Origin of the sequence: Amycolatopsis sp. NPDC058278 (genome assembly GCF_042881395.1) — a bacterium.
In the GTDB taxonomy this organism is placed as follows: Bacteria; Actinomycetota; Actinomycetes; order Mycobacteriales; family Pseudonocardiaceae; genus Amycolatopsis.
The window spans coordinates 1-19,746 of sequence record NZ_JBHVXZ010000156.1 but is presented as its reverse complement, the minus strand read 5'-3'; the positions used below and the strand labels follow the sequence as shown (position 1 = coordinate 19,746).

Sequence of the window (19,746 nt, the reverse complement as noted above, 5' to 3'; positions counted from 1 at the left end):
CACCGCCGCCCCGGTGGTCGCCGAGGCGAACGGGGAACTCAGGTACACCACCAGGTGCGCGATCTCCTCGGGCTCGATCAGCCGCTGCAGCAACGATTGCGGGCGGTGCCGCTTCATGAACTCGCGCTGGGCCTCCTCCCACGGCAGGTCCTTGCCGACGAGCTCGTAGACGAAGTCCTCGACGCCGCCGGTGTGGGTCGGCCCGGCGATCACCGCGTTGACCGTGACGCCGGTGCCGGCCGCGTGCTTGGCGAACCCGCGGGACACCCCGAGCAACGCCGTCTTCGACACTCCATAGTGGATCATCTCGGCGGGGATGACGATCGCGGAATCGCTGGCGATGTACTGGATCCGGCCCCAGCCGCGGTCGGTCATGCCCGGCAGGTAGGCGCGGGTGAGCCGGACCGCGGCCAGGACGTTGACCTCGAAGTACTGCCGCCAGTCGGCGTCGGTGATTTCGAGGGGCTCCCGGGCGCCGAAGATGCCGAGATTGTTGACCAGGATGTCGGCGTCCGGCACCTCTTCGACCACCTGGGCCGCGCCGGCCTCCTCGGAGACGTCGCCCGGGGCCGGCAGGAAGTCCGCGTCCGGCACCTCCTCGCGCAGCCGCGCGATGGCCTTGTGGACGCCCGTCTCGCTCCGGCCGTTGATCGCGACGCGCGCGCCCGCCGCCGCGAGGCCGGTCGCGATCGCCGCGCCGATACCCTGGGTGGATCCGGTGACCAGTGCCGTCTTCCCGCTCAGGTCGACCCGCATCGTGAAAGCCCTCTCGCTCGCGTGCCTCCTCCCGGCGATTCAAGCACAGCTCGCCGGAGCCCACCGGCTGGAAAATCCGGTTGCCCGCGGTTCGCTCCGGCGCCACGATCGGCGCATGACCACGTCTCGCACCCCGCTCCTGCCGACCGTCGCCGCGACCACCGCGCCGGTCCAGCAGCAGCCGTGCCGTCCGCGGGGGCCGATCGTTTCCGCGCCGTGAGCGCCGCGCTGTTCGCCGGCCTGGTCGCCGGCTACGGCATCGCGATCCCGGTCGGGGCCGTCGGGACGTACCTGGTGGCCCTCACCGCCCGCACGTCGCTGCGGACCGGCCTGGCCGCGGCCCTCGGCGTCGCGACGGCGGACGGGGTGTACGCGCTGGTCGCGGTGCTCGGCGGCGCCGCGATCGCGGGGGTCATCGCCCCGTTCGCCGGGCCGCTGCGGCTGATCTCGGCGGCGATCCTCATCGCCCTCGCGGCGCACGGCGCCGTGCGCGCGCTGCGGTCGCACCGCGCCCCCGCCACGCGGCCGGTGTCCCCGCTCGCGCCCGGTCGCGCCTACGTCAGCCTGCTGGGCATCACGCTCGTCAACCCGGCGACGGTCGTCTACTTCACCGCGCTCGTGGTCGGCGGCCGCGCCGGCGCGGCCGTCCCGCTGCTCGACCAGGCGGTGTTCGTGCTCGCCGCGTTCGCCGCGTCGGCGAGCTGGCAAGCCGCGCTCGCCGGCGGCGGGGCGCTGCTCGGGCGGGTCCTCACCGGACGGTGGGGCCGGCTGGTGACGGCACTCGTCTCGAGCGCCGTGATCACCGCGCTGGCCGTCCGGCTTGTCCTCACCTGAGGCGGAAACCGTTACCCTGCAACGGTTTGTCCGGTTTCCGGGCGCACGCCGGAAGACGTCCGGCGGCCCGGGACCCGGTTAGCGTCGGGAGGGAGACGGACACGGGAGGCGGCCATGGCGATGCCGATGTCGGGGTGGGACACCGCGGGCGCGGTGCTGCTGGTGCTCTGGGCACTGGCCATGTGGACGGCGGTCGGCGTGCTCGCCTACGCCGGCCGCGGGCCGGTGCGGCCCTGGGTGTACCGCGGCTCGGTCGCGGTGATCGGCTTCGGCGTCCTCGGGCAGCTCGGCCACGTCCAGGAGCACGTCGCCCAGGTCGCGTACTGGCTCGGCCACCCGAACGCCCCGGCCTGGATGACGCCGTGGGGCACCGGCCTGGCGAACGGCCTGCAGATGGTGCTCCCGGGCCGGCCGGCGTTCGGGATGGAGCTGCTGCACCTCACCGGCAACTTCCTCTTCCTCGCCGGCCTGGCGGGGGTCATGGTGATCACGCGGCGGGCACTGGGCACCCGCGCCCGCCGCTGGGCGAGGATGGGCGTCTGGATGCAGGGCCTGCACGGGCTGGAACACCTGGTCCTGACGCTGTCGGTCGCGTTCGGCGCGCCCCGGGCGATCGGGCTGTCCACGTTCTTCGGGCTCGTGGACCCCGGCCCGGGGCTGACCACCTACCGCATCTGGTGGCACTTCACCGCGAACGTGCTGGGCTCGATCGTCTTCGGGATCGCGCTGTACCACCTGTGGCGCGAACGGCGGGAGGTCCGCGCCACCTTCGTGCTCCGGCCGCTGCCCGCGGTCACCGGGCGGGCGGCGTGACGCAGGTCAGCGTCGGCACCGCCCAGTCCGCGTGGTCCTGCCCGTTGCCGTCACCACCGTCGTCCACCAGCAGGTCGAGCACCTGGACCCCGGTGACGTCGACGTCGACCGGGACCGCCGCCTGCCCACCGCGGACCACCGGTGTCGTCACCCGGGTGACGCCGTCGGCCGAGACGCCGAAGCTCACGCTGCCGCCGGTGCCGGTCTCGCCGTCGACGCCCACCGAAGCCGTCAGCCGGGTGCACGCGCCCGCCAGGTAGAGCTGGACGTCACTCGCCGCGTGGACGCCGAGCCCCTTCGCGTACGCCACGCCGCCGATGGTCATCGGCTTGCCGTCGCCCGCGTTCGCTTCGCCGTTGCTCGTGTCGCGTTCGACCGGGCCCCAGCCGTTGGTGGCGGTCAGGAACGGCAGTGAGCTGACCGCCACCTGTCCCGCGGGCGGCGCCGGGGGAACCGCCCCCACGATCCGTTCCCCGGTCACCGACCCCGGGCGCCCCGCCTGCCGGTAGGCCACCGCGACCTTCAGCGCGGCCGTGTCCACAGTGGAGGGGGGCGTCACGGTCCAGGAGAAGGTGGCCGACTTGCCGCCGTCGATCCGCGCGACCGAAGGCGGTGACGCGCCGCCGATCGCCCACCCGGCCGGCGCGCTCAGCGCCGGCTTGACGTCGAACGCCGGTGGCGCGCCCGCCGGCACCCGCACGGTCGCCGACGCGGTGAACGGCTGCCCGCCCGACGCCGTGTCCGGCGCGGTCAGCGACACCCCGGCCGTGGGCGCCGGCGGCATCGCGTACCGCACCGGGTCGTAGCCGGGCGAGGCGTTCTGCCGGACGGTCAGCGGCGAGCGGTAGCTGCCGTAGTTCGTCCAGGCGATCGCGCCGAGGCCGCCGGTGCTGCCGTCGAGGTTCCACACCGCGACGGCGATGGTGTTGCGGCCGTTCGGATTCAGGATGCCGTTGGGGATCGGGAAGCTGTGCTGCGGTCCGAGGTAGTTGACGTACTGGCCGAGCTGCCAGCCGTTGACGAAGATCAGCGCGCGGTACTGCCGGGCCGGGTCGTCGGTGATGGTCAGGCCGAGCGAGGTGTCCTGGCCCCGCGGCAGATCCAGGTCCGCCGTCGTGCGGTACCACGAGACGCCGGGGGTCGTGTCCTTCGCCGGGAGCGCGGCCGGCGCCCAGCCGCGGTCCGGGAACCCGGGCAGCGACCAGCCCGCGCGCTCGCCGTAGAGGCCGCCGGTGTTGAGCGGGCCGCGCACCGGGTCGAGCCCGGTTTCGCCGCCGCGGACGCCCTGCAGGCGCCAGGTCACCGACGTCAGCGCGGCGCCGGTCAGCCGCGCCGCGGTGAGCCCGCGGGCGGCCTTGTTGCCGTTGCTGGCGCCGTAGTCCTCCTCGTGGCCCATGTTCACGGTCAGCACGGAGATCTCGTTGTCGCCCTGGTGCAGCGACCCGGCGGGGAAGGTGAAGGTGTGCTGCGGGCTGGTCGAGCTGCCGAGGAAGACCCCGTTGAGCCACGCCGAGAACGCCCCGGCCGGGCCGCCGCTCTGGCTCGACAGGGTGATCCCGGTCTGTTTGCCGTCACCGGTGAAGTGCCCGCGGTACCAGGTGTTGCCGGTGTGGAAGCCGTAGTCGTCGGCGAAGAGGACGGGTTTCGTGCCGAGCGCGGTCGAGCTGTTGGTGGTGTCCTTGTCGGCCACCGGCCACGCCGAGTCGTCGAAGCCGGGCTGGCTCTCCGGGGACTCTTGCTGGTGCTTCCAGCCGGTCAGGGCGGGCAGCGTCACGGCCTTCGCGGCCGGCGCGGTCCCGGTGAGGCTGCCGCTGGAGGTCGGCTTCGCCGGCACCCAGGAACCGTTCCACAGCACCGCCTTCGCCGCGCTGAAGACCTCGAACGCGCCGTCGGTGCCGGTGTCGCCGGTCAGCGACAGCAGCCCGTACCCCTGATCCGCGGTCCGGACGAGGTGGGTCCCGCGGACCAGCACCGGGCCGGCTGCGGTGTCCTGGCGCCAGAACGTCGCCGCCGTCGCCTTGTCGGCGAGCAGCAGGAGCAGCGGCCGCGCGCCCGGCGCGGTGACGAGCACGCGGGTCAGGCCGTCGTGGGTGTAGTTCAGCCGCAGGTCGCCGCGGGCGGCGTCCCAGGTGGACGTCGCCGCGCCGTCGAGCACCTGCACGGCCGGCTGCTTCGCGAACCGCAGGACGGTCTCGCCGGGCCCACCGTGGTCGCCGTAGAGCACCGCGACGTCCCGGCCGCCGATGGCGGCGCTCGTCATGATCTCCGACGTCGAGTACTGCATCCGCGTGGCACCGAGGTCGTAGCCGGCGACGAGGATCTTCGACTGCCGTCCGTTCAGCGTGACGCCGGTGCCGGGCTGCTGCGGCACGACCGGGTAGTAGTCGGTGCTGCCCGACAGCAGGTCGACCGCGTCCACCACGACGTACGGCGCCGTGGCCTTCGCGTTCTTCTGCCCGGTGACGACGATCTTCAGCGTGTGCGGCCCGGCGGGCAGGTCGCGGACCTCGTAGCCGGTGACCTGGTTCTGCTTGCCGGCCGCGTAGAGGTCGGCCGACGACACCTTCGCGTCGTCGAGGTAGACGTCGGCGATGCCGTGGCTCGGGTCCTTCGACGTCACCCAGCGGATCCCGGTGCCGGTGAAGGGGATGCTCACGCTGTCGCCGGTGACGTTCGAGAACGACTCGGTGTGCTGGTAGTCGCCGCCGGTGTAGTTGACCTCCGGGCCGACGTGGCTCCAGGTACCGGTGTAGCCGACCTCGGCCGCGCGGTCGTCGTAGGTGTAGCCGGCGTGCGCGGCCAGGTCGAGCGCGACGGCGGTGGTGTTCGTGGCGGTCGACGTCGAGTCGCTGTGCCGCAGGGTGTGGAACTGCGTGCGGGTGTCGGGGTTGATCCGCGCGGTGTCGGTGAGCGCCGGATCGGTCAGCGGCGCGCCCGCGAGCCCGTCGGTCTTGGTCAGCGGGGCGACGGACTGGGTGAAGTAGCCGATCAGCTTGTCTTCGGCGTACTTCGGGTCGAACTGGCGCGCCTCGGTGATCGCCGCGCCGTAGTCGTAGGAGGTGTAGTTCTGCGGGATCGCGCTCCAGCCCCAGGACGTGCCGCCGTGCAGCATGTAGAAGCTCTGGCCGGTGGCGCCGACGGCGATGTTCTGCTTGTAGAAGACGTTCGCGAACTGGTCGTTGATCAGCTGCGCGCACTTTTCGTAGCCCGGGCCGCCCCACGGGTCGAAGGCGCCGCCCTGGAATTCCGCGGTGATCAGCGGCTTACCGGGGACGTGGTCGTAGCTGATGTCCGGCACGCCGTTCCACTTGGCCGGGTTCGAGCAGTCGAAGCCCTGCGGGTAGGAGTCGGCGGCGTCGACGTCGAGCGCGGCGGCCCCGGCGTTGAAGGTGCCGTTGTTGTTGCCGACCAGCGGGACGGTGATCCCGTCGGCGCGGGCCTTGTCCTCCAGGTGCTGCATGTAGGCGCGGCCGTCGGCGTTGCCGTTGTAGTACTCGTTTTCCACCTGGTAGGCGAGCACGCTGCCGGTGCCGTTCGTGAGCTGGTGGCGCGCGATGATGCGGTCGATCTGCGTCTGCCACTCGTCGGAGTACTTCAGGTAGACCGGGTCGGCGCTGCGGGTGTGGCCGGGCGTGGTGGACAGCCAGGTCGGGAACCCGCCGCCGTCGACTTCGGCGTTGATGTACGGCCCGGGCCGCGCGATGACGTAGAGGCCGGCCTGCTGCGCCACGTCGAGGAGCTTGTCGAGGTCCCGGATGCCGGTGAAGTCGTAGACGCCCTGTTTCGGCGAGTGGTAGCCCCAGTCGAAGTAGAGCGACGTCGCGTTGAAGCCGGCCGCCTTCATCTTCTGGAAGATGTCGAGCCACAGGTCGGGGCTGGGGAGGCGGTAGGAGTGGAACTCGCCGGACCACAGGTAGGTCCGGTTCCCGTCGACCAGGAAGGAGTAGCCGTCGTAGGTGACGGTGTGGGCGGGCCGAGCCGCGGGGGCGGCCGCCGCCTGCGGGACGGCGATTCCGGCGAAGGCGAGCAGGACGGAAAGAAGGACGGTGAACAGCGTCCGGCAACGGCGGGCGGCGCGCATGCGGGGGCCTCCTGGAGCGGCGGGGACCACAATCGAACACGAACCTTTGCCGACCGCACAGAAGCGGTCAAGATACAACACCAAGATGGATCAGTGCCGAGGTATTGTTAGCGCTAACACACTGCCTTGAATGTCGTGAATGACTCATTCACCGCGTCGGACGCCAGGAATGAGTCATTCACTGCACTCGCGGCCGGGCGCCGGTGGCCACGGCTGCCGCGTCAGCGGGGCCGGGTGCTCTCGCGCACGACCAGCTCCGCGGGCACCAGGTGCCTCGCCCCGGCGTCGCCGCCCGCCATCCGCTCTTCGAGGAGCCCGAACGTGCGGCGGCCGACCTCGATGAAGTCCTGGCGCACCGTCGTCAGCGGTGGGGTGAAGTACTCGGCTTCCGGGACGTCGTCGAACCCGGCGACGTGGACGTCCTCCGGCACCCGGATGCCCGCCTCGGTGAACGCCCGCAGCAGGCCCAGCGCCATCTGGTCGTTGGCCGAAAACACCGCCTTGAGCCCTCGCTTGCCGACCAGCGCACGGCCGGCCTCGTACCCCGACCGCGGGCTCCAGTCGCCGCGCACCACCGCCGGCACGCGCAGGCCGCGGCCCTCCAGGGTCTCGCGCCAGCCGCGCTCGCGGTCGCGAGCCTCCAGCCAGTCCTCCGGCCCGGCCAGGTGCCAGACCGTCCGGTGGCCGAGGGACAGCAGGTGCTCGGTGACGCGGCGGGCCCCGTCGTACTGGTCGACCGAGAGCACCGGCACCGGCGCCGAATCGCCGCCGCCGACCGCGACCAGCGGGATGTCCGCGGGCGCCGCGTCGAGCGCCCGCCCGGCCGTGACGTGCGGGGCGATCACGACGATCCCCTCCACCGCCTGGCGCCGCAGGCTCTCCACCGCGTCGCCGATCGACGTCCGGCCCGGCCGCGTCACACTGCAGATGGCGACGCCGTACCCGGCCTCGCGGGCCGCGTTCTCGATGCCGTAGAGCGTGCTCGCCGGTCCGTAGAGATTGGACTCGAGCGCGACCACGCCGAGGGTGCCCGACCGGCCGGTGACCAGCGCCCGCGCCGCGGTGTTGGGCCGGTACCCGAGCTTCTGCACGGCGGCGAGCACCCGTTCGCGGGTCTCGGGGCGCACCGGCCCGCTCTCGTTGACCACGCGCGAAACGGTCATGTGCGAGACGCCCGCCATGCCCGCGACGTCGGCCAGGCTCGGCTGCCGCAGCCCCGGCGGAGAGGTTCTCGTCTGCTCCCCCGGCTTCGCCCGGTCCACCACCCTGGCCCCCTGAATCTCGTACCGTGTCCCCACGGACGAGACGGTACCGCCGAATCGGCGCCTTCCGGACGTCCCGCGCCGGGTCAGGACCAGCCGAGCGGACCAGCAAGCGCTTTCACGACCGCCGTGACGCGCCGGGTGGCGACCGCCCAGCTCGTGGTGGCGGGCTGGGCGGTCAGCACGACCACGACGTACCGCCGGTCACCGACCACCCCGGTGGTGTGCAGGGTGCGGTCCGGGTCGCAGCAGGACCAGCCCTGGTCCACGGCCCAGTCGGTGGCGGTGACCGCGGCCGGGACGCCGAAGAGCTGCTCGAAGCCGTCCGCGCCGCGGCGGGCCGCGCTTTCGAGGGCCCGCAGGACGATCTGCCGGGTCGCGGCGGGCGCGGCGTCGAGGAGGTACCGGTAGCACCGCACGACGTCGGCGGCGGTGACGAGGGTGCTGCCCCAGTGACCGGGATCGGCGGGCGGGCGGGTCGCGGTCAGGCCGATCCGCGCCGCCCAGCCGGTGACGATCGCCGGGCCGCCCAGCTGCGCCCACAGCCGGCCGGCGACCTCGTCGTCACTGCGCGAGAGCAGCTCCGCGACCACGCCCGCCGGCTCCCCCTGGCGCAGCGCTTCGAGCGCGATCAGCAGCTTGACCAGCGACGCGGCCGGATACGTGGCGTCCGGCTGGTGGGAGACGAGGTCGCGGCCCGTCCGGCGGTCGTGGACGAGCACGCTGAGCTTCCCGGGCACGAGGTGCGCGAGCGCGGCGCCGGTGGGCAGCGAGGCCACGGGTGTCCCGGGCGGCGCCGCGGTCGCCGTGGTGGCCACGCTCGTCGTCAGGGCCGGCGGGGGCGGGGGGAACGGCCGCGCCTCAGCGGGGCCCGGCGGCCGCACCGCGGCGGCCACCACCAGCATCACCGCCACCGCCCCGGCACACGTCGCGGCGAGCAGCACCTCGTTCCCTCTGCGCATACCGGCTGTTGTCCGCAGCGGGCCGGGCCGTTCCAGGGATGTGGCGTGCGTCTCATCCGGACGGGCGACCGGGGACGCGGGCGGCAGGCCGGGACAACCAGTACCGTGACCAGAATCGTCGAACGGCTGGACCGGCCCGACCTCGCCGCACGGGATCCCCGGGAGATCTTCGCGCGGCTCTTCGACGAGTACGCCCCTCCCCTGCGTGGCTACCTCGCGGGCCGCGTGGGCGTGCACGTCGCCGACGACCTCGTGGCGGAGACGTTCGTCGTCGCGCTGCGAAGACGGACGAGCTACGACCCGCAGCAGGCGCCGATCCGCGGCTGGCTCTACGGCATCGCCACCAACCTGCTGCGCAACCACGTGCGCCAGGAGGTCCGCGGGTTCCAGCTGACCGCGAAGGCGGGTGCCGAGGACCGCCCCGCCGAAAACCACGACACCGCGGTCGCCGGCCGGGTCGACGCGGCGGCGCGGCTGCGGATGCTCGCCACCGAACTCGCCGCACTGTCCGAACAGGACCGTGACGTCCTGCTGCTCACCGCCTGGGCCGGTCTCGAACCCGCCGAGGTCGCCGAGGCGCTCGGCGTGCCCGCGAGCACGGTGCGCTCGCGCCTGCACCGCGTGCGCCACCGGCTCCAGTCCCTGCTCGTCCCCACCGAGGAGAACCAGTCATGAACGAGCTCGACGAGACCCTCGAGCTGCTCAACCGCGACGCCCGCACCGCGCCGGCCGACCTGTCCGCGGCCCGGGCCCGGCTGCTGGCCGAGCTCGACGCCGGCGCCGTTGCCGACGTCGTCCCGTTGCGCCCGAAGCGCCTTCGCCGGTTCGCGCTGCCGGCCGCGGCCGCGGTGGCCGGCGTGGTGGCGGTGACCGCCGTCGTCGTCCAGCAGCAGCGCCCGGCGGCTCCGGCGCCCGCCCCGGCCGCCGCGCCACCGGTCCGGACCACCACTCCGGTCCCGACGGCGGCCGCCCCGGACGTCCGGCTGATGTCGGCGGTCCAGGTGCTGACCCGGGCCGCGGACCTGGCCGTCGGCGCGGCCGACCAGCCCGTCGGGCCGGGACAGTTCCGGTACGTCGGCGAGCACACGTGGGTGCAGCGCGGCGTCCAGACCGGCGACAGCACCGGCTACACCTACCTGTGGGAGCAGGAGGTCGACCGCTGGATCCCGGCCGACGAGCACGACGTCTGGCAGGAAACCCGCAAGATCCTCGGCACCGGCAAGTTCCTCGGTGGTTCGGTGCCGCAGTCGCAGGCCCCGGAGCCGGAGATCACGAACACCGACCAGGGCCAGTGGCAGGGCCGCTGCGGCGACTTCTTCCCGAAGTCCAAGCCGGCGAAGAAGTGCGGCGACGCGAGCGACTGGGACAGCCCGGCGTTCTACGCGGCCTTGCCGCACGACCCGGCGGCGCTGTACGCGAAGCTGCAGCAGCTGACGAAGGGCCGCGGCTCGACGCTGTCGGTGATGTTCCACTTCGGCATCGAGATCCTCCGCGCGGGGCAGATGCCGGCACAGCTGCGGGCGCAGTGGTACCGGGCGCTGGCGAAGATCCCGGGCATCACGGTGCAAGCCGCATCGACGAACCTGGACGGCCGCACCGGTGTCGCGCTCGGACTGGACGACCGGCACGAGATCCGGCAGCTGATCATCGACCCGGCGACCGGCGGGTTCATCGGCGAGCGCACGATCGCCGGAGCGGAGCCCGACCAGCCGTGGATCAAGCCGGGCACGCAGCTCGGCGCCAGCGCGATCACGACCGCGGTGACCGGGCGGCTCGGCGAGGTCCCGCCGAAGTGACGAACTCGCCGTAACGAGCCCGGCGCCCCAAGGTGGCCTTCGGTGCGTTGAACGCGACCGAGGCCACCTTGGAGCGCTCGGTTCGGCCGGTGGGGCGTCAGTCGTGGGCGAGGCGGACGCAGCACGAGCCCGGGTGCGGGTCCAGCCGGGCCCGCAAGCCGTTCTCCCCCGCTCCCGTCAGCATTCCCTCGACCAGCCCCAGGTTCATCTCGCACACCAGTCGCGTGTGGACCTGGGCCAGGCGGTGGAACGGGCAGTTGGCGAGCGCCACCTCGCCGTCCTCGAGGCGCGGCTCGAAGCCGTTCTCCTCCAGCGTGCCGACGATGTCGCGGCCGCCGGTGGCCAGCTCCGCCCCGCGCTCGCGCGCGCGGCGGGTCAGGATCTCGCGCGGGGAACCGCCGGTTTCGTCGGCCTCCTCCACCGCGGCCGCCAGGAGCGTGCCCGCCAGCTCGTACTGGCGCTCGGGCAGGGAAATGCTCACCTGGCGGTCCGACCGCCGGTACAGCTTCGCCGGACGGCCCGCGCCCGGGCCGGTGCGGCCGGTCCGGCGCTCGTGGCCCACCGCCAGCAGCCGCTCCTCGACCAGGCGGTCGAGGTGGAACGCGACCGTCGCCCGGGGCACGCCGAGGGCGGCGGCGACGTCGTCACGGCTCACCGGCTCGGGGCGGCGGACGACGTACTCGTACAACCGGCGCCGGGTCGGCTCGTCGAGGGCTGCGGCCGCGGCCAGTGCCTGGGTTTCCTGCATCACCGCATTCTAAAACAAACACCTGTTGACGAAAACCCCCGGGAGCTTCTAACGTCGGTCCGAGTTGCTTTTAGAAGGAGGCACCCCCCGTGACCGTCGAACCCCTCAGCACCCCGGTCCCGCTGCGACACCTCGGTGTCGTCCACGACCGCGACTCGGTCGACCTGCACGCGGCCGAGCGCGCGGTCGCCGACCTGCTGCGGGCCCTCGGGAAGGACCCGTCGTCGGAGCACCTCGGCGACACGCCGCGGCGGGTGGCCCACGCCTACGCGGAAATGCTGCAGCCGCGCGACTTCCGGCTGACGACCTTCCCCAACGACGAGGGCTACGACGAGCTGGTGCTGGCGAAGAGCATCCCGGTGCAGTCGCTGTGCGAGCACCACCTGCTGCCCTTCCGCGGCGTCGCCCACGTCGGCTACCTGCCCGGCGAGCGGATCCTCGGGCTGTCCAAGCTCGCCCGCGTCGTCGAGATGTTCGCGCGCGACCTGCAGGTGCAGGAGCGGCTGACCAAGCAGGTCGCGGACTGGCTGCAGGAGCACCTGACGCCGAAGGGCGTCGGCGTCGTGATCGAGGCCGAGCACCTGTGCATGTCCCTGCGCGGGGTGCGGGCGAGCGGCGCGCTGACCGTGACGTCGGCGCTGCACGGCCTGCTGCGGGAGGAACCCAAGACCCGGCAGGAGTTCTTCGCCCTGAGCGGGGTGAGCGCGTGATGGCCACCTTCGTCATCGCCGGCGGCGGGCTGACCGGCGCGAAAGCCGCGGAAACCCTGCGTGCCGAGGGGTTCGACGGGCGCGTCGTCATCGTCGGCGCCGAACCGGACCTGCCCTACGAGCGGCCGCCGCTGTCGAAGGGGTACCTGCTCGGCCAGGACGACCGCGCTTCGGTGTTCGTCCACGACGAGAAGTGGTACGTCGACCACGGCATCGAGGTGCTGACCGGCCGGCGGGTGACCGCGCTGGACCGGGCGGCGCACGAGGTGGAACTGGCCGGCGGCGAACGCCTCGGGTACACGAAGCTGCTGCTGGCGACCGGGGCGTCGCCGCGGCGGTTGCGGGTGCCCGGCAACGAGCTCGACGGCGTCCACTACCTGCGCCGGCTCGCGCACGCCGACCGGTTGCGCGACGCGCTGGCCGCGGGTGGCCGGGTCGTCGTGGCCGGTGCCGGCTGGGTCGGCCTGGAGACGGCCGCCGCCGCGCGCCACCACGGCTGCCCGGTGACGATCGTCGAGCCAGGACCGGCCCCGCTGCACGCCACGCTCGGGCCGGAGGTGGGCGGGTTCTTCGCCGACCTGCACCGCCGCCACGGCGTCGAACTGCGGTTCGGCACCGGCGTGACGGGCTTCGCGGGGGACTCCGCGGTCTCGGCGGTCCTGACCGACGACGGCGAGATCCCGGCCGACGTGGTCGTCGTCGGGATCGGCGCCCGGCCCGAGACGCAGCTGGCCGCCGACGCGGGCCTGGCCGTCGACGACGGCGTCCTCGTGGACGCGGGCCTGCGCACGGAGGACCCGGACGTCTTCGCGGCGGGCGACGTCGCGAGCGTGTGGCAGGAGCGCTACGGACGTGGCGTCCGCGTGGAGCACTGGGCCGCGGCGACGAACGGCGGCCCGGCGGCCGCACTGGCGATGCTCGGCCGCGAAGTGGTCCACGACGACCTGCCGTACTTCTTCTCGGACCAGTACGACGCGGGCATGGAGTTCACCGGCTGGTTCCCGCCGGGCGGCTACGACCGCGTCGTCACCCGCGGCGACGCCGAAGCGTTCCACGCGTTCTGGCTGACCGGTGGCCGGGTGGTCGCGGGACTGCACGTGAACAAGTGGGACGAGGGCCTCGACGCGGTGCGCGAACTGATCCTCGGTGGACGGACCGTGGACGCCGACCGGCTCGCCGACCCGGCCCGGCCGCTGGGGGACTGAGCCGGGCTCAGTTGTCCCGCCGGTGCCGGCCGCGACGGGGAGCCGCGATCGCGCGGACGCGGGTCGCCAGGTCGCCGCGGCGTTCCCGGCGGGCGTACTCCAGCAGCGCCTGCGCCTGGTCCCGCGGCAGCCAGCCGCGGTCCGCGCCCGCCTCCAGGCGGAGCAGGTGGGTCACCAGCTCGCGTGATTCCTCGTCGTGCTCGCCCGCGAGCTCCGCGAACCGGCGGGCCGCCTCCGCCTCGCCGTCGCACCAGGCCGTCATCGCCAGCAGCGTCGCCGTGGCCGTCATGATGTCGCCGCGGTGGACGCCACCCTCCGCCGCCAGGTGCTCCGCCAGCTGGAAGCTGTGCGTGCCGACACCACCGGCCCCCTCGCGGCGCACCGCGTCCGCGAGTGCCCGGATCTGCCGCGTGACGTAGTCCCCGCCCGCCAACCCCGCCATGTCGTCCCCTCTGCCGCGCACGCCAATTCGTGCGTCACCCGACAGGTGTACTCCATCGGCGGCTGGATACGTCGAACGCCGCACCGGTTTCGTCCGAACAGCCCGGAATTCAGCCCGATCGGCCCGGTTCGGCCCGCCGATGGGACATGTACACCGCCGCCGAGGTGCGCCGCTCGACGCCGAGCTTGTGCAGCACCGACGACACGTAGTTCTTCACCGTCTTCTCGGCCAGGAACAGCCGCTCGGCGATCTGCCGGTTGGTCAGGCCCTCCGCGACCAGGTCCAGCACCCGCCGTTCCTGCGGGCTCAGCTGCTCGTACCGCGGGTCCGGGGCCGCGACGTTCTCGCCGCGCAGCTTGTTCATCACCGACGCGGTGAGCGTGGCGTCCAGCAGCGAGCCGCCGGCGGCGACCGTGCGGACGGCCTCGACCAGCGACCGGCCGGACACCTGCTTGAGCATGTACCCGGCCGCGCCCGCCATGATCGCGCCGAACAGCGCTTCGTCGTCCGAATAGGACGTCAGCATCAGGCAGGCCGGCGGCGGGTCCACGGTGGACCGGATCTCCCGGCACACCGCCACGCCCTCGCCGTCGGGCAGCCGGACGTCGAGGACGGCCACGTCCGGGCGGGCCTGCGGGATCCGCACCAGCGCCTCGGCCGCCGTCCCCGCCTCCCCGACCACCTCGATGTCGGCTTCCGGCTCGAAGACGGTTTTCAGCCCGGTCCGGACCAGCTCGTGGTCGTCCAGCAGGAACACCGAGATCGTCATCGTCCCCTCCCCTGCTCGCCGGTCATCGCCGGCAGCTCCGCCGTCCATTCCAGCCGCGACCCGCGGCCCTCGCCCGCCGCCAGCACGCAGTGGCCGCCCCACCGGGCCGCCCGGGACGCGAGGTTGGCCAGGCCGCTGATCCGGCCCGCCTCCGGCGGCGGGCCGGTGCCGTCGTCGCGCACCACCAGCGTCAGGCGGCGGCCGAGCCGGCCGTGCTGGTTGACAGTGACCTCGACCGACGACGACTTCGCCCCGGCGTGCCGCGTGACGTTCGTCAGCGCTTCGCGCAGCGAGGCGATCAGGTCGGAGCGGACCGCGTCCGGGACCGCGGCGTCCAGCGGCCCGTCGAAGCCGACGCGCGGCTCGAAGCCGAGCGCGTCCCGGGCGTCCACGGCCACCCGCAGCAGCTCCGCGCGGAGGCTGCCCTGCGCCTGCGCCGGCGCCTGCAGCGAGAAGATGCTGTTGCGGATCTCCCGGATCGTGCCGTCGAGGTCCTGGGCGAACCCGGCCACGCGCGCGGCGACCCCGGCGTCGGCGATCAGCCTGCTGACGCCCTCGAGCCCGAGCCCCGTCGCGAACAGCCGCTGGATGACCAGGTCGTGCAGGTCGCGGGCGATCCGGTCGCGGTCGGAGAACACCGCCAGCTGCTGGCGCGCCTCCTGCGCGCGCGAGAACTCGACGGCGAGCGCGGCGTGCCCGGCGAAGGTCTCGGCCAGCTGGACGTCGGAGTCGGTGAACGGCGAGCGGTCGCGGAACTTCGCGACCACCAGCACCCCGAGGGTCTCCTCGCCGACGATCAGCGGCACCGAGATCGCCGAATCCAGGTCCTTGATCATCGCCGGCATCGGCCCGTCGTGGTCGCGCTGCTGCTCCTGCACGTGTTCGCCGTAGTCGCGCACCACGACCGGGCGCCGGGTGGTGAACGCCATCCCGGTGGCGGTGCCCTCGGTCGGCACGGTCAGGCCGGTCAGGCGGTCGGCGTCCTCGCCCGGCGGCTCGACGACGTCGAACACGAGCCGGCCTGGGCCGTCGGGCCGGGCGATCGCGCCGGCCGTCCCGCCCGCGACGACGCGGGCGCGTTCGGCGACCAGCCGCAGCGTGTCCCGCAGGTTCTGGGCCGCGAGCAGGGCGCGGGTGACGTCGTAGGACGCCTCGAGCCAGCGTTCGCGGCGGCGCATCCGGTCGACGAGCAGGGCTTTCTCGACGGCCATCCCGGTGGCCGCGGTGAGCGCGCCGAGCACTTCCCGTTCACGGCGGCCGAACTCGCCCCCGGCGCCGGGCTCGACGGTCAAGGTCCCGAACGTCTGCGTTCCGGCGCGGACCGGCAGCTCGACCGCGCCGGCGCCGAGCGCGCCACGGCCGTACTCGGCGATCCCGCTCTCGGCCAGGTCCAAGCGGCCGCGCCGGGCGCCGAGCAGCTCGCACGCCGCCGTCACCGCGCGGTCCAGCAGCGCGGGCAGCTCCAGCTCGCGGGCGATGCCGCCCACCGCCGCCAGGATCGCCGGCATGCTGATTTCGTCCGCCACTTCCCCTCGACCCCGCTGGCTCCGCTGGTATCCCGGGCCTGCCCCGGACCGTCAAGGGTCCCACAGGCCACTGCCCGTGTCGGCCCAATCCGGTTCGTCCATCCGGTGGGTCGATGGCGGGAGCCGGTCCGTTACGGCATCCGCGGGCTCACTCCGCGTGGCAGGCGATGCGGTGACCGCTGATGGTCTCCGCCGGGACGCGCAGGAACCGGTGGCTCGTGCGGCCGGGCGCCGGGCACGGGCAGGCGAGCTCGCCGAGGTCGACCGCACCGGACTCGGTGGCGCGGCCCAGCAGGCTGACGTACCAGCCGGCGCCCAGGTCGGCGGCGATCTCGTCGGCTTCGAACGCGACGACGGCGTCGCGCGCGCCCGCGTACAAGGCACTGCCGGGCGGGACGGCGAACACCACGGCGTCGTCGACCACCGTGAAGCGCACCGGACGCACCGCCGGCATGGCCCGCTGGGTGTAGATCACCCGTCCGAGGCTCGCCGTCCGGAGCAAGGCGAGGCACTGCTGCCGGTCGAGCAGCAGCCCGAAGCCCACGTCGTCCACTATCTCGTCCCTGTGTTTCGCGTGCGAATTCCCGGCCGCCAGCGTGATCGGTTCACCCGGTCCGCCGATAGGGCCGTTCGGCCCGGCTCCCGCGACGGCCGCGGCGCAGCACACCGGGCCGCTTCCGGCCAGGGCCGGAAGACCCGGTTCGGGACGGCCGGGCGGCCGGTGCGGTGGCCACGCGGAGTGACCTAGCGTCGTGACCGTCCGTCGCCGAAATACGCAGGAAGAGGGGGTGAGGACCGATGCCGCCGCACTCCGCCGAGGGTGGTTCCCCGCCCACGGCGACGTTCTCCCTCGACCCGGCGCTCGTCCGGTCGGCGGTGCAGGGCAACCGCGCCGCGGTGGCCGGGCTGCTGCGCGCGCTGCACCCGGTCGTCTTCCGCTACTGCCTGGGCCGGCTGCGCACCTGGCAGGACGGTTCGTCGGACGCCGAGGACTGCGCCCAGGACGTGCTGCTCGCGATCGTCCGCGCCCTGCCGGAGTACCGGCACCCGGCCGACAGCTTCGTGCCGTTCGTCTTCGGCATCGCCGCGCACAAGGTGTCCGACTTCCACCGCCGCCGGGCGCGGGACCGCACCAGCCCGGTCGCCGAACCCCCGACCGGCCGATCGGGCGGCGCGGACCCGACGGGAGAGGAGGCCGAACGCTCCGCGGCGCTCGACTGGTCCACCGGGCTGCTCGACACGCTCCCGCCGCGCCAGCGCGAAATCCTGGTCCTGCGCATCATCCTCGGTATGACGGCGGAGGAGACGGCCGCCGCGGTCGGCCTCGGCAGCGCCGGCGCGGTCCGCGTCGCCCAGCACCGGGCCCTGGCGACCCTGCGGCGCAGCCTGCTCGAACACCGGGGCGCCGCCTCCTGACCGTGCGTGCGATCATGCTCCGGTGTCCCCGCTGCTGATCGTCGTCGGCGGTCTGCCCGCGACCGGGAAGACGACCGTCGCCGCGGAACTGGCGCGCCGCACCGGCTTCGCCTTCCTGCGGGTCGACACGATCGAGCAGGCGATCCTGCGCAGCACGACGCTCGGCCGGCCACTGGGCCCGGTCGGCTACGTCGTCGCCCGGGAGGTGGCCGCCGACCTGCTCCACACCGGGGTGAGCGTGATCGCCGAGTGCGTCAACCCGCTCGCCGTCACCCGGGACGCCTGGCGGGCGACGGGCAGCGAGTCCGGGGCGCGGGTGCTGGAAACCGAAATCGTCTGCTCGGACCCGGCCGAACACCGGCGGCGGGCGGAGACCCGCGACACCGGCATCCCGGGGCTCGTCCCGCCCACCTGGGCCGAGATCGTGGCCCGCGAGTACGAACCGTGGAGCCGCGACCGGCTCGTCGTCGACACCGCCGGGCGGCCGGTCGGCGAAGCGGTCTCGGTCATCGCCGCGGCTTTCGCCGGTCCGGCGTCGTGAACCGGTGATTCAGGTCGCCATTCACCCATTTCACGGCAATTCCCGGCGAGCGGCCGGACCGCGCGCATTCCCCAGGCCTCACCGAGGGATACGGATGCCGGTTCACTTCGGTTCAAAGTTTTTTCCACGAGTTCGGCAGGCACCGGAGATCCCCAGGTCAGGCCCCTCTTCCACTACGGAAACGCGAACCCGGCCTGACGGTTCGTGACGGCGAAAAGAACTTCTTGCCCGGTGTCAAACGCCCGTGTAGGTTCCATAACGGAACGATAACCAGCCGGTTGACGGCGCGGCCACGGGCAGGTGAGTCGCGCACCCACTGATGTCGGGTCAGTGGACCAGCCGGGTTTCGTTCCTGCCGACACATCCCGCAAGAACCCCGCCTGATCGGGACGAGCCTGGGCTCGTCCCGGCTCAGTGTCGCGCGTTCCCGCCAGCCCGACACCCCGGAGGATTTTCCCATGTCCCGCGCCCAAGGACGGCATCGCCTTTCCCGCCGGACGAAGATCGCGACCGGCGGCCTCGCCCTCGCGATCGCGGTCGGTGGCATCGTCGTCGCCACGACCACCGGCAACACCGGTGAAGCCAGCGCCGACGAAGCGAATCCCGCGTTCTTCGTCGACATCCTGAAGGTGAAGCCGAACCAGTTCGACCCGCGCCCGGTCAGCGGCGCGGCGACCGGCACGTTCACCGTCGACTGCGGCCGCAACGAAAACCAGCACTTCAACCCGGACAACTTCATCGCCCAGCCCGGCGTCCGCAACGGCGCCCAGCACCTGCACGACTACGTCGGCAACCTGTCGACGAACGCCGACTCGAACAACAAGAGCCTGGTCAAGGCCGGGACCACCTGCCGCAACGGCGACAAGTCCGCCTACTTCTGGCCCGTGGTCCGCATCGACACCGGCGAAGAGGAGAAGAACGAGCCCGCCAAGGTGCCCGACGGCGACCGGGCGCAGGCCGACCGCGAGGCGAAGACCGTCCAGGTCGCGTGCCCGGACGTCGCCAGCAAGCTCTCCGACATCCCGGACCAGGCCATGGCCGAAGTGGACAGCAACCTCGACCAGCTCGACAGCCAGGCCGACGAGGCCAACCAGCGCATCGCCGCGACGCAGGGCCAGGGCGGCCAGGACTTCGTGCGCAACGCGATCCTGAACCCGCTCAAGGACCGCCGCCAGGCGATCATCGACCGGATCGCCACCGCGATCGGCCGGTTCACGCAGAAGCCCGGCGATCTCGGCGGTCTCGCGCCGTGCGCGACGAAGCCGGGCAAGGACACCGGAACGCCGACGCCGCCGAGCACCACGCCTCCCGCCAGCACGCTGCCCGGGCAGGACGAGAACAACGAGCTGCCCGGCAACGACGGCAAGATCCTGCGGCCGCAGCGCGTCCAAATCACCTTCCGCGGCAGCCCGGTCGGGAAGGTGGTGGCGATGCCGCGCTTCCTGCGCGTGCTCTACGGCGACGCGAAGGTCTCGACCAACGGGCCCGCCAACGCCAAGGCGAGCTGGACGTGCACCGGGTTCGAGAACCGCGTCACCGACAAGTACCCGATCTGCCCCGACGGCAGCAAGGTCAAGCGGATCCACACGTTCCCGAGCTGCTGGGACGGCAAGAACACCGACAGCGCCAACCACCGCACCCACATCGTGTTCCCGGACCGCTTCGGCCGGTGCGGCAACGGGTTCAAGGCGGTGCCGCAGCTGCAGATCTCGCTGACCTACGACATCCCGCGGGACATCCAGCAGAAGAAGCAGTACAAAGTGGACGCTTTCCCGCAGGAGAAGCACAACCCGCTGTCCGACCACGACGACTTCGCCAACGTGATGTCGCAGCGGATCATGAACGGCCTGGTGAACTGCGTGAACCGCGGGCGGAACTGCCGCTG

At 73.0% G+C, this 19,746-nt stretch carries 18 protein-coding genes; 9 read left to right on the top strand and 9 right to left on the bottom strand.

All coding sequences use genetic code 11. From position 1 onward, the window contains the following. Positions 1 to 756: SDR family NAD(P)-dependent oxidoreductase (locus tag ACFVYA_RS44265; RefSeq protein ID WP_387053861.1), on the bottom strand; the 756-nt coding region annotated here is incomplete at its 3' end. A 216-nt stretch (positions 757 to 972) separates the two neighbouring features. On the opposite strand from ACFVYA_RS44265, the gene ACFVYA_RS44260 reads away from it, so the two are divergent. Further along, the gene (locus ACFVYA_RS44260) at positions 973 to 1,590 is read left to right on the top strand and encodes a LysE family transporter (RefSeq protein ID WP_387053859.1); all 618 of its coding nucleotides are present in this window, start codon (positions 973 to 975) and stop codon (positions 1,588 to 1,590) included. Positions 1,591 to 1,704: 114 nt separating this feature from the next. Continuing rightward, positions 1,705 to 2,403 carry a DUF6008 family protein gene (locus tag ACFVYA_RS44255; RefSeq protein ID WP_387053857.1) on the top strand — a complete coding sequence of 233 codons (699 nt, stop codon included), beginning with the start codon at positions 1,705 to 1,707 and terminating at the stop codon, positions 2,401 to 2,403. On the opposite strand, the gene ACFVYA_RS44250 is transcribed toward ACFVYA_RS44255, so the two are convergent. From ACFVYA_RS44250 to ACFVYA_RS44240, 3 genes are all read right to left on the bottom strand, one after another. Next, positions 2,384 to 6,484 carry a beta-galactosidase gene (locus ACFVYA_RS44250; RefSeq protein ID WP_387053855.1) on the bottom strand — a complete coding sequence of 1,367 codons (4,101 nt, stop codon included), beginning with the start codon at positions 6,482 to 6,484 and terminating at the stop codon, positions 2,384 to 2,386. The two genes, ACFVYA_RS44255 and ACFVYA_RS44250, sit on opposite strands and share 20 nt — an antisense overlap. Before the next feature lie 221 nt (positions 6,485 to 6,705). Beyond that, positions 6,706 to 7,749: a LacI family DNA-binding transcriptional regulator gene (locus ACFVYA_RS44245; RefSeq protein WP_387053866.1), complete on the bottom strand. Its 1,044-nt coding sequence runs from the start codon at positions 7,747 to 7,749 to the stop codon at positions 6,706 to 6,708. Positions 7,750 to 7,832: 83 nt separating this feature from the next. Further along, positions 7,833 to 8,708, bottom strand: a complete 876-nt coding sequence (locus ACFVYA_RS44240) for a hypothetical protein (protein WP_387053852.1) — start codon at positions 8,706 to 8,708, stop codon at positions 7,833 to 7,835. A gap of 105 nt (positions 8,709 to 8,813) precedes the next feature. Here ACFVYA_RS44240 and ACFVYA_RS44235 point away from each other — a divergent pair, with 105 nt between their 5' ends. Next, on the top strand, positions 8,814 to 9,383 hold the full coding sequence (locus ACFVYA_RS44235) for an RNA polymerase sigma factor (protein ID WP_387053850.1): 570 nt from the start codon (positions 8,814 to 8,816) through the stop codon (positions 9,381 to 9,383). Next, on the top strand, positions 9,380 to 10,504 hold the full coding sequence (locus tag ACFVYA_RS44230; RefSeq protein ID WP_387053848.1) for a CU044_5270 family protein: 1,125 nt from the start codon (positions 9,380 to 9,382) through the stop codon (positions 10,502 to 10,504). The genes ACFVYA_RS44235 and ACFVYA_RS44230 overlap by 4 nt, the downstream gene beginning before the upstream one ends. 97 nt (positions 10,505 to 10,601) lie before the next feature. On the opposite strand, the gene ACFVYA_RS44225 is transcribed toward ACFVYA_RS44230, so the two are convergent. Beyond that, the gene (locus tag ACFVYA_RS44225; protein WP_387053846.1) at positions 10,602 to 11,252 is read right to left on the bottom strand and encodes a helix-turn-helix transcriptional regulator; all 651 of its coding nucleotides are present in this window, start codon (positions 11,250 to 11,252) and stop codon (positions 10,602 to 10,604) included. Between the two features lie 89 nt (positions 11,253 to 11,341). On the opposite strand from ACFVYA_RS44225, the gene folE reads away from it, so the two are divergent. Next, on the top strand, positions 11,342 to 11,962 hold the full coding sequence (gene folE, locus ACFVYA_RS44220) for a GTP cyclohydrolase I FolE (RefSeq protein ID WP_387053845.1): 621 nt from the start codon (positions 11,342 to 11,344) through the stop codon (positions 11,960 to 11,962). Next, complete coding sequence (locus tag ACFVYA_RS44215; RefSeq protein ID WP_387053843.1) at positions 11,962 to 13,167, top strand: NAD(P)/FAD-dependent oxidoreductase; 1,206 nt, start codon at positions 11,962 to 11,964, stop codon at positions 13,165 to 13,167. The genes folE and ACFVYA_RS44215 overlap by 1 nt, the downstream gene beginning before the upstream one ends. Before the next feature lie 7 nt (positions 13,168 to 13,174). On the opposite strand, the gene ACFVYA_RS44210 is transcribed toward ACFVYA_RS44215, so the two are convergent. The 4 genes from ACFVYA_RS44210 to ACFVYA_RS44195 form a co-directional block, all read right to left on the bottom strand. After that, on the bottom strand, positions 13,175 to 13,609 hold the full coding sequence (locus ACFVYA_RS44210; protein ID WP_387053841.1) for a hypothetical protein: 435 nt from the start codon (positions 13,607 to 13,609) through the stop codon (positions 13,175 to 13,177). A gap of 109 nt (positions 13,610 to 13,718) precedes the next feature. Beyond that, on the bottom strand, positions 13,719 to 14,378 hold the full coding sequence (locus ACFVYA_RS44205) for a response regulator transcription factor (protein ID WP_285991443.1): 660 nt from the start codon (positions 14,376 to 14,378) through the stop codon (positions 13,719 to 13,721). Continuing rightward, positions 14,375 to 15,886: a GAF domain-containing sensor histidine kinase gene (locus ACFVYA_RS44200; RefSeq protein ID WP_387053863.1), complete on the bottom strand. Its 1,512-nt coding sequence runs from the start codon at positions 15,884 to 15,886 to the stop codon at positions 14,375 to 14,377. Before ACFVYA_RS44200 ends, ACFVYA_RS44205 begins: the two co-directional genes overlap by 4 nt. 166 nt (positions 15,887 to 16,052) lie before the next feature. Continuing rightward, positions 16,053 to 16,457 (bottom strand): pyridoxamine 5'-phosphate oxidase family protein, encoded by a 405-nt coding sequence (locus tag ACFVYA_RS44195; RefSeq protein WP_387053839.1) that lies wholly within the window; start codon positions 16,455 to 16,457, stop codon positions 16,053 to 16,055. A 245-nt stretch (positions 16,458 to 16,702) separates the two neighbouring features. Between ACFVYA_RS44195 and ACFVYA_RS44190 the strand changes: the two genes are divergently transcribed. From ACFVYA_RS44190 to ACFVYA_RS44180, 3 genes are all read left to right on the top strand, one after another. Continuing rightward, positions 16,703 to 17,320, top strand: a complete 618-nt coding sequence (locus tag ACFVYA_RS44190; RefSeq protein ID WP_387053837.1) for a sigma-70 family RNA polymerase sigma factor — start codon at positions 16,703 to 16,705, stop codon at positions 17,318 to 17,320. Between the two features lie 22 nt (positions 17,321 to 17,342). Beyond that, on the top strand, positions 17,343 to 17,861 hold the full coding sequence (locus tag ACFVYA_RS44185; RefSeq protein WP_387053835.1) for an AAA family ATPase: 519 nt from the start codon (positions 17,343 to 17,345) through the stop codon (positions 17,859 to 17,861). A 458-nt stretch (positions 17,862 to 18,319) separates the two neighbouring features. Further along, the coding region (locus ACFVYA_RS44180; RefSeq protein WP_387053833.1) for a DUF1996 domain-containing protein at positions 18,320 to 19,746 on the top strand (1,427 nt) is incomplete at its 3' end.

What these genes read in the sequence shown, in the direction of transcription:
- ACFVYA_RS44240 (WP_387053852.1), bottom strand. Translation starts at nt 8,708, where the DNA reads ATGCGCAGAGGGAACGAGGTGCTGCTCGCCGCGACGTGTGCCGGGGCG.
- ACFVYA_RS44215 (WP_387053843.1), top strand. Translation starts at nt 11,962, where the DNA reads ATGGCCACCTTCGTCATCGCCGGCGGCGGGCTGACCGGCGCGAAAGCC.
- ACFVYA_RS44190 (WP_387053837.1), top strand. Translation starts at nt 16,703, where the DNA reads ATGCCGCCGCACTCCGCCGAGGGTGGTTCCCCGCCCACGGCGACGTTC.
- ACFVYA_RS44210 (WP_387053841.1), bottom strand. Translation starts at nt 13,609, where the DNA reads ATGGCGGGGTTGGCGGGCGGGGACTACGTCACGCGGCAGATCCGGGCA.
- ACFVYA_RS44225 (WP_387053846.1), bottom strand. Translation starts at nt 11,252, where the DNA reads ATGCAGGAAACCCAGGCACTGGCCGCGGCCGCAGCCCTCGACGAGCCG.
- ACFVYA_RS44255 (WP_387053857.1), top strand. Translation starts at nt 1,705, where the DNA reads ATGGCGATGCCGATGTCGGGGTGGGACACCGCGGGCGCGGTGCTGCTG.
- ACFVYA_RS44250 (WP_387053855.1), bottom strand. Translation starts at nt 6,484, where the DNA reads ATGCGCGCCGCCCGCCGTTGCCGGACGCTGTTCACCGTCCTTCTTTCC.
- ACFVYA_RS44230 (WP_387053848.1), top strand. Translation starts at nt 9,380, where the DNA reads ATGAACGAGCTCGACGAGACCCTCGAGCTGCTCAACCGCGACGCCCGC.
- ACFVYA_RS44200 (WP_387053863.1), bottom strand. Translation starts at nt 15,886, where the DNA reads ATGCCGGCGATCCTGGCGGCGGTGGGCGGCATCGCCCGCGAGCTGGAG.
- ACFVYA_RS44205 (WP_285991443.1), bottom strand. Translation starts at nt 14,378, where the DNA reads ATGACGATCTCGGTGTTCCTGCTGGACGACCACGAGCTGGTCCGGACC.